General features: G+C 37.3%; 10 protein-coding genes and 2 tRNA genes. All 12 read right to left on the reverse strand.

The genetic code is table 11. The features are described 5' to 3' along the window. Positions 1-95: 95 nt before the first annotated feature. The 12 genes from fusA to ACP5Q2_RS09740 all read right to left on the reverse strand — a co-directional run bounded on the left by fusA (position 96) and on the right by ACP5Q2_RS09740 (position 8,402). Positions 96-2,168: an elongation factor G gene (gene fusA, locus ACP5Q2_RS09685; RefSeq protein WP_428099556.1), complete on the reverse strand. Its 2,073-nt coding sequence runs from the start codon at positions 2,166-2,168 to the stop codon at positions 96-98. 12 nt (positions 2,169-2,180) lie between these two features. Next, positions 2,181-2,651, reverse strand: coding sequence for a 30S ribosomal protein S7 (rpsG, locus tag ACP5Q2_RS09690; RefSeq protein WP_424606372.1), 471 nt, complete (start codon positions 2,649-2,651; stop codon positions 2,181-2,183). Positions 2,652-2,664: 13 nt separating this feature from the next. Then, positions 2,665-3,039: a 30S ribosomal protein S12 gene (gene rpsL, locus ACP5Q2_RS09695; RefSeq protein WP_424606371.1), complete on the reverse strand. Its 375-nt coding sequence runs from the start codon at positions 3,037-3,039 to the stop codon at positions 2,665-2,667. A gap of 137 nt (positions 3,040-3,176) precedes the next feature. Then, positions 3,177-3,509 carry a hypothetical protein gene (locus ACP5Q2_RS09700; protein ID WP_428099559.1) on the reverse strand — a complete coding sequence of 111 codons (333 nt, stop codon included), beginning with the start codon at positions 3,507-3,509 and terminating at the stop codon, positions 3,177-3,179. Beyond that, the gene (gene hemW / locus ACP5Q2_RS09705) at positions 3,437-4,534 is read right to left on the reverse strand and encodes a radical SAM family heme chaperone HemW (RefSeq protein WP_428099562.1); all 1,098 of its coding nucleotides are present in this window, start codon (positions 4,532-4,534) and stop codon (positions 3,437-3,439) included. Before hemW ends, ACP5Q2_RS09700 begins: the two co-directional genes overlap by 73 nt. A 3-nt stretch (positions 4,535-4,537) precedes the next feature. After that, entirely contained in the window at positions 4,538-4,948 is a 411-nt protein-coding gene (locus ACP5Q2_RS09710; protein WP_428099564.1) for a winged helix-turn-helix domain-containing protein, read from the reverse strand. Next, positions 4,938-5,906, reverse strand: a complete 969-nt coding sequence (bioB, locus tag ACP5Q2_RS09715) for a biotin synthase BioB (protein WP_428099566.1) — start codon at positions 5,904-5,906, stop codon at positions 4,938-4,940. The genes ACP5Q2_RS09710 and bioB overlap by 11 nt, the downstream gene beginning before the upstream one ends. Before the next feature lie 2 nt (positions 5,907-5,908). After that, positions 5,909-7,231, reverse strand: coding sequence for an ATP-dependent protease ATPase subunit HslU (hslU, locus tag ACP5Q2_RS09720; RefSeq protein WP_424606374.1), 1,323 nt, complete (start codon positions 7,229-7,231; stop codon positions 5,909-5,911). Next, positions 7,231-7,758: an ATP-dependent protease subunit HslV gene (hslV, locus tag ACP5Q2_RS09725; RefSeq protein WP_424606366.1), complete on the reverse strand. Its 528-nt coding sequence runs from the start codon at positions 7,756-7,758 to the stop codon at positions 7,231-7,233. The genes hslU and hslV overlap by 1 nt, the downstream gene beginning before the upstream one ends. A gap of 138 nt (positions 7,759-7,896) precedes the next feature. Then, positions 7,897-7,970 (reverse strand) — tRNA-Met (locus tag ACP5Q2_RS09730). A 34-nt stretch (positions 7,971-8,004) separates the two neighbouring features. Further along, positions 8,005-8,081 (reverse strand) — tRNA-Met (locus tag ACP5Q2_RS09735). A 99-nt stretch (positions 8,082-8,180) separates the two neighbouring features. Continuing rightward, positions 8,181-8,402: a hypothetical protein gene (locus ACP5Q2_RS09740; protein ID WP_428099569.1), complete on the reverse strand. Its 222-nt coding sequence runs from the start codon at positions 8,400-8,402 to the stop codon at positions 8,181-8,183. Positions 8,403-8,560 lie beyond the last annotated feature (158 nt).

Here is an 8,560-nt window from a genome sequence, read left to right on the forward strand (position 1 = left end):
TACCATGGTCTACGTGACCTATCGTACCTACGTTAACGTGAGGTTTCTTCCTCTCGAACTTCTGTTTTCCCATAAAATCCTCCTATCTTTTTCCTTTATACTTTCGATTTTATAATTTCATCTGATATGTTTTGTGGTACCTCTTCATAATGATCGAATATCATAGTGTAGGTGGCCCTACCCTGTGTAAGAGATCTAAGAGAGGTAGCGTAGCCAAACATCTCTTTTAGTGGAACATTGCAGCGGATAACCTGTGCGTTACCTCTTGCTTCCATACCTTCTATTCTTCCCCTTCTGGAGTTTAAATCACCCATTACATCACCCATATACTCATCCGGAACAACCACTTCCACCTTCATTATTGGTTCAAGTAAAACAGGGGATGCTTTTTTACATGCCTCTTTAAATCCTATAGAAGCAGCTATTTTAAACGCCATCTCAGAAGAGTCAACCTCATGATAAGAACCATCTAAAAGTGTAACCGCAACATCAACTACCGGATAACCTGCCAAAACACCTGTATCCATAGCTTCCACAATACCCTTTTCAACTGCAGGGATATATTCTTTTGGAATAACCCCTCCAACAATCTTATTTATAAATTTGAATCCAGCACCAGGCTCCTGTGGCTCCACTTCCAATACAACGTGACCATATTGACCTCTACCACCACTCTGTTTGATGTATTTGGATTCATATGAGGATTTTTTCTTTATCGTCTCTCTGTATGCCACCTGTGGGTTACCAACATTCGCCTCTACTTTAAATTCCCTCATCAATCTATCAACAATAATTTCAAGATGAAGCTCACCCATACCAGAAATTATCGTTTGACCAGTCTCTTCATCCACTTTTACCCTAAAAGATGGGTCTTCCTGAGCAAGCTTATTAAGGGCCATAGAAAGCTTATCCTGATCCGCTTTTGTTTTAGGCTCAATTGCCACCGATATAACTGGCTCTGGAAATTCCATGGACTCAAGAATAACTGGTTTATTCTCATCGCAAAGGGTGTCACCGGTAATTGTATATTTCAAACCAACAGTAGCACAAATATCACCTGCATAAATCTCTTTGATCTCTTCCCTCTTGTTGGCGTGCATTTTGAGCAAACGCCCGATCCTTTCCTTTTTACCTTTGGTGGAATTAAGAACATAGCTACCAGCTTCCAACCATCCAGAATAAACCCTAAAATATGTAAGCTGACCCATATAAGGATCTGTCATAATCTTGAATGCAAGGGCAGCAAATGGCTCATCATCACTTGTATGTCTGACAACATCATTACCATCAAGATCTTTACCTTTTACAGGAGGGATATCAATCGGAGATGGAAGATAATCCACTACGGCATCAAGAAGCAATTGCACCCCTTTATTTTTAAAGGCTGTACCGCATATCACAGGAGTAAATTTTATCTCAATTGTCCCCTTTCTGATGGCCGCTTTAATCTCCTCTTCAGTAATCTCTTCACCTTCGAAATATTTATTCATCAACTCGTCATCTATTTCACATACCCTTTCTATCATCTGGATACGATACTCTTCTGCCTTTTCAAGATATTCGGCTGGAATTTCTCTGTATTCATATTTCGCACCCAACTGATCCCCTTCCCAAACTACCGCTTTCATTTTAACGAGATCCACAACACCCACAAACTTATCTTCCGCACCAATAGGAATCTGAATCGGAAGAGGTTTAGCACCTAATCTATCCACCATCATTTTGACCACATTATAAAAATCAGCGCCAACTCTATCCATTTTGTTAACAAAAGCAATCCTTGGGACCCTATATTTGTCAGCCTGTCTCCATACAGTCTCAGACTGAGGCTCAACCCCACCAACGGCACAGAAAACAGCACAAGCACCATCCAAAACTTTAAGGGACCTTTCCACCTCAATAGTAAAATCTACGTGACCAGGTGTATCGATAATATTTATTCTATAGCCGTTCCAGAAACATTGGGTTGTGGCTGAGGTGATGGTAATTCCCCTTTCCCTCTCTTGCTCCATCCAGTCCATTGTGGCAGTTCCTTCATGAACCTCACCAATCTTGTAATTTACACCCGTATAATATAGAATTCTTTCTGTAGTTGTAGTCTTACCCGCATCAATATGAGCCATAATTCCTATATTTCTCTGCTTTTCCAAAGGATACTGTCTAGGCACAAGATCCTCCTATTACCATCTAAAATGAGCAAAAGCTTTGTTTGCTTCTGCCATTTTATGGGTATCTTCCCTTTTCTTAACAGCAGCGCCTTTATTGGCATAAGCATCCATCAACTCGGAGGCCAATCTCTCTGTCATCCCTTTCTCTTTTCTATTCCTTGCGGCAGAGATAATCCATCTAATAGCAAGAGCCTGTTTTCTATCAGCCCTAACTTCCACTGGCACCTGATAGTTTGCACCACCTACTCTTCTTGATTTAACTTCCAAAAGTGGTTTCACATTTTCCAACGCCTTCTTGAACACGGAGATTCCATCTTCTCCTGTTTTAGCCTTGATTATTTCCATGGCATCATAAAAAATCTTTTCAGCAACAGATTTTTCACCATCGTACATAAGGCTATTGATAAATTTAGTAACAACTACTTCACCATAAACTGGATCTGGCAAAACTTCTCTTTTTTTAGCAACTCTTCTTCTAGCCATTTAAAATACCCTCTCACTTCTTAGCTTTTTTTACGCCATACTTTGAGCGGCTCTTATTTCTATTCTTTACGCCTGCAGTATCCAAAGTACCTCTAATGATCTTATACCTTACACCAGGTAAGTCCTTAACCCTTCCACCTCTTACCAGAACAACTGAGTGTTCCTGTAGGTTATGTCCAATGCCGGGAATATATGCTGTTACTTCAATCCCGTTTACCAATCTAACCCTTGCAACCTTTCTCAAAGCAGAGTTAGGCTTTTTTGGAGTGGTGGTATACACCCTAACACAAACTCCTCTCTTCTGAGGGTTGTTTTTCAAAGCAGGAGATTTAGTTCTATTTAAAACCACCTCTCTGCCGTGTCTCACTAACTGATTCAAAGTTGGCACTTAGCACCTCCGATTTTATCTACAAACATTTTTGTCATTTTTAAACATAAATATACCTTTTAAATGAGCTTACCAATATAAAGAAACATTTTTCAAGTGTCAAGAACTTTTTGATCAATAGTAATAATTAGAGATTATTAACGCATTTTTTCTGATTTATGACAATCATTACACTTTTCCAGAGCTGCATGGTAGCCATTTTTAGGCCACTCTTTATGGCAGGAAAAACAATTGTTGCCACAACCATCAGAATTTGGAACATTTATAACACTTAGTTTTTGCTCTCCAACTTTATGGCAAACGAAACATGTCCCAAGAGACTGATGAATATCGTCTTTTTTAAGTTTTTCATGACAGGAAAAGCAATCTCCGGCACATCCTGCATTTAAATCAAAATTTATGAATAGAATAGATCCCAGAAGTATTGCTGCACAGAGTCCAGATAAAGCTGCCCTTTTCTTGTTAGACATAAACACCCCCGTTCATAACATATAAAATTTTCATCTTTTAGAAATACTATTTTTTTCATAAAATCTTCCACTACCTCACTGCCATATTTACTCTTCAAGCTTTCAATATTTACTCCATCCACCATCCTGATTCCAAATACAACATCTTCGATAAAACATTCTGCAATTGGGACCTCATATTTTTCTATAATATATTGTCCTTTGATATATTCTTCAACAGTTCCTTTATTACACCACCTAATCCGGGCATCTTCACCATTCATCATACTGTGGGCAGAAATACCAAATCCGATATAGTCCTGCATCTTCCAATATTTAGTATTATGTTTAGATACCTTCCCATTTTTAGCAAAATTTGAAATTTCATACTGAAGAAACCCTCTGGAATAAAGAAAATCTATAACATCATTAAAAAATGTCTCTGCGTCAGTATTTTTATATTCACTCAAAAAATCTGTATCAAAGGAGTAGTTGTAAGCGGATATATGTTTGATGGGATAATTTGTTAATATTTCCAATGTATTTAATGTAAAATCATGATTAGCAGTTGGTATATCATAGATAATATCGCTATTTAATTCTAATCCATAATTCAAAATCATTTCTATAGCCCTCCTGGCCTGAAAAGAGCTGTGAACTCTTCCCAATAGACATAAGACATGATCAAATAATGACTGAATACCAAGACTTATTCTATCGACGCCGTAATCCTTTAGAAGTTTCAACATATCTTCTGTAACACTTTCAGGATTCATCTCTACAGTAAATTCTTTTAGATTGATAACAAAGTTTTCATAGATAGCTTCAAGCAATACTTTCATATTTTGCAATTTCAACGTGGAAGGTGTTCCACCGCCGATATAGATAGTATCAATGCTAAGACCTTTATAAGTTTTAATCTCCCTTAATATTGCATTTATATAGGCATATTCGGTTTCTTCGTTGTGTAAAATTGAATAAAATCCACAATATCTACACTTAGACTTACAGAATGGAATATGAAAATAAAGCCCATAATCCTTCATGGGTCAATTTAACTTTTTAAGTAATTCTTTATAATCTTCGATAAATTGCTTTAGGTTATTTTGCAATTCCCAGAATAATCCCACAACCTTTTTCCCATACTCCGTAAGCTGGGCACCCCCTCCATCTTTTCCACCCGTAGTTTTTATGACAAGTGGTTTACTCCCCTGATTATTCATAGACTCCACCAGCTCCCATGCATGCTTGTAACTCATCTCCATAGATTTGGCAGCCTTTGAAATAGAGCCATATTGTTCAATACGCTCAAGCAGAACAACCCTCCCAAAACCTATAAATGTGCCGTCAACACCATCTATCCAGATTCTACCTTTAAGAGTAAAATTTTTTACAGCTACTGACACATCCTCGGGGGTTTTATCTTTGTTCTCAGGATCGAATTTTGGTTTACTTTTCATTACAGATATCCTTAATGTCTTTCAAATCTGAATCGATGGGAAACCCGGTGGTTGTAAGATAATCCCCAACCATTATACCACTTGCCCCGGATTTTAGAATGATTGATTTAGATCTCTCATTAAAAACTCTATTTCTTCCCCCACAAATCCTAATCTGTCTATCCGGAAGTATAAACCGGTAGATAGCAATTATCTTTAATGCTTCAATCTCTGACATAACTGGTCTATCTTCCAGAGGGGTACCTTTTATTGGGTTAAGAAAATTTATTGGTACCGATTGTACGTTAAGGGATTTTAATTCATAGGCCAGCTCTACTCTATCTTCCCAACTTTCCCCAATACCAAAAATACCACCGGAACAGACATACAATCCTAACTCCACAGCATCTTTAACAGTTTTCACATCCTCATCATAATCATGGGTGGAACATATCTTTGGGAAAAATGTCCTGGAAGTCTCCAGATTGTGGTGAAAACCATTAAGACCTGCATCTTTAAGCCTCAAAAGCTGATCCTTTGTCAAAATACCCGCCGATATATCCGGCACCAAACCATAATCTTTGATCAGCTTTACATCTTTTAAAATTCTATCGAATGTCTCTTCATCAAGGGTTTTACCACTTGTAACTAATGCAAATCTTCTAACACCTTTACTTTTGTAAAACTCAATAGCATCTCTTAATTTCTTTTCACCTATATACTCATAAACAGAAGATTCCGTTTTATAATGGGCTGATTGGGCACAAAACTTACAATCCTCAGAGCAAAGCCCACTTTTTACGTTGGCTATCGAACAAAGATCTATTTTACTGGAAAAAAAAGCTTTCTTAATTTCATATGCGGCATTTAGTAAAGGCTGTATATCATCTTCCGGGAAATCTATTAGAAACCTTATCTCTCCATATGAAATATCTTCCCCGGAAAGTACTTTTTCTTTTATCCTTTCAACCATATTCATACCTATAAAATATATTTACTTAAATCTTGTTTAGCAAGAATAGTTTTTAATTTACTCTCAACAAATACGCTATCTATAACAATTTTAGCAAAATGTCCAAAAGGAGCCTCATAAGAAATATCTTCCAGAACCTTTTCTATAATGGTATGAAGCCTTCTTGCCCCTATATTCTCATTGGTTTTATTAAGCTCAGTGGCTATCTCCGCTATCTTTTCTATCCCATCATTAGTAAACTCAATCTCCACATCATCCGCCATCAAAAGATCCCTGTACTGTTTTGTAAGAGCATTTTCAGGTTCTTTAAGTATTTTGATAAAATCCTCTTTCGTAAGGGAATCGAGCTCCACTCTGATCGGAAATCTACCCTGCAATTCCGGGATGAGATCCGAAGGCTTTGCTATATGAAATGCCCCAGCTCCTATAAATAGTATATGATCAGTTTTAACCATACCGTATTTTGTCATAATTGTGGATCCTTCTATGATAGGTAAAAGATCCCGTTGAACACCCTCTCTTGAAACATCCCCACCTTTTGTATAACCCTCTCTGGAACATATTTTATCAATCTCATCTATGAATACAATTCCAGAATGTTCCACCTTGTAAAGGGCATTGCGCTTTACCTTTTCCATATCCAACATTCTATTGGCTTCCTGCTGCTCCAACTGAATCAACGCATCCTTTACCTTCATCAACCTTCTCTTCTTTTGCCCGGGGAAGATATTTTTAAATATATCCTGTAAATTAGATGAGATTTCATCAATTCCAGTATTGGTAAGAATTTCTATTTGAGGATGCGACTCCTCTATGTCAATCTCTACATCTCTATCATCAAGCTTCCCCTGATGGAGCATCTTTCTAAATTTCTCTTTTGATTCTGCAATCGAATTCTGATCAACATAACCTGTGGGAACAGGTAATAATCTATCCAGTAAAATATCCTCTGCTTTCTTCCTGGCCTCATCCAGTACCTGCTCTCTCATTCGAACTTTCTCTTCTGAAATGGCTATCTCCACTAAATCCCTTATTATAGATTCCACATCTCTACCCACAAAACCTACTTCGGTAAATTTACTTGCTTCAACCTTGATGAATGGAGATTCTGTAATTTTAGCCAATCTTCTTGCTATTTCAGTCTTCCCCACCCCTGTAGGCCCAATGAGGAGTATATTTTTGGGTGTGATATCGTCCCTCTTCTCCTGGGGCAATTGTAATCTTCTCCATCTGTTTCTCAAAGCTATTGCAACAGCCTTTTTAGCTAAACTCTGACCTATTATATACTTATCAAGTTCTGCTACTATTTGTTTTGGTGTCAAATGCTCCATCACACTTCCTCTACAATAATTTCTTTATTGGTATAAATACAAATCTCACCGGCAATATCTAAAGATTTTTTTACTATTTCGGTCGCATCAAGGTCTGTGTTGTTTTTTAAAGCATACGCCGCAGCAAATGCATAAGGTCCACCGGAACCAATAGCCGCTATTCCATGCTGGGGTTCCACAACATCACCATTTCCAGTAATTATATACATGCTTTCTTTGTTGGCAGCTATCATCATAGCTTCCAGACTTCTTAAATACTTATCTGTCCTCCAATCTTTTGCTAGCTCCACACAGCTTCTCAAAAGCTGACCACCATGCTCATTTAATTTTTTTTCAAATCTTTCAATAAGAGTAAATGCATCCGCCGTGGATCCGGCAAAACCGCAAACAATCTCCCCATTATAAAGACGTCTGATTTTTTTTGCATTATTTTTCAATACAGTATGTCCAAAAGTAACCTGACCGTCAGCACCAATAGCAGTTTTATCATTTGTTTTAACACATATCACCGTAGTTCCTTCAAACATAAACTCTACACTCCATTATTTATCGTTGGCTCTTTGCACTCATCAAAGATACATCTTTATAATTTTTTTGCAATAAAATTTTATATTCAGCAGATAAAGCATTTTAGATAGCCTTGAGGGTATTAGATTTTAAGGAAATGGCGGATCAGGGACTTGAACCCCGGACACTGCGGATATGAGCCGCATGCTCTAACCACCTGAGCTAATCCGCCATATATCAACAAAGGCAATAGCCTGAGATTACTTTGGTTGCGGGGGCAGGATTTGAACCTACGACCTTCGGGTTATGAGCCCGACGAGCTACCAAACTGCTCTACCCCGCGTCAATGGGATTGGTTATATATATCCATTTTCCCACTTTGTCAACTATTTTTCTTCATTAATCTAAAAAATATATATTATCAAAAAGTTATCTCCTGTATCTACTGTTTAATATCTTTATAAACCCTCACTATACCATAATAAAGGGTTATAAGAAGGGCAACAAAAAGAAGCACAAACAATATAAAGATACCCCAATAAGGATCTGCTTTTAGGCTGGTGATAAGCAAACTATCAGGAATTTTTTTGATAAATACCACAGATATAACAGCAAGCACCACCACTATCCATAACAGGAATGTCCCCAACATATTATTGTCCATCAATAAATTAAATATCTTTGCTTCATGGCTATACAAAAACCAAAAACCAACAAAATATTTATAAGAGTAGTTATGAAAAAACTACCTTTACCAAGCTTGTACATAGCAATTCTGGTATCTTCAAGTAAACTCTTTCTAATCTTGGAATAAACCATCAA

The organism is Calditerrivibrio sp., from assembly GCF_049968475.1.
Lineage (GTDB): Bacteria > Chrysiogenota > Deferribacteres > Deferribacterales > Calditerrivibrionaceae > Calditerrivibrio > Calditerrivibrio nitroreducens_A.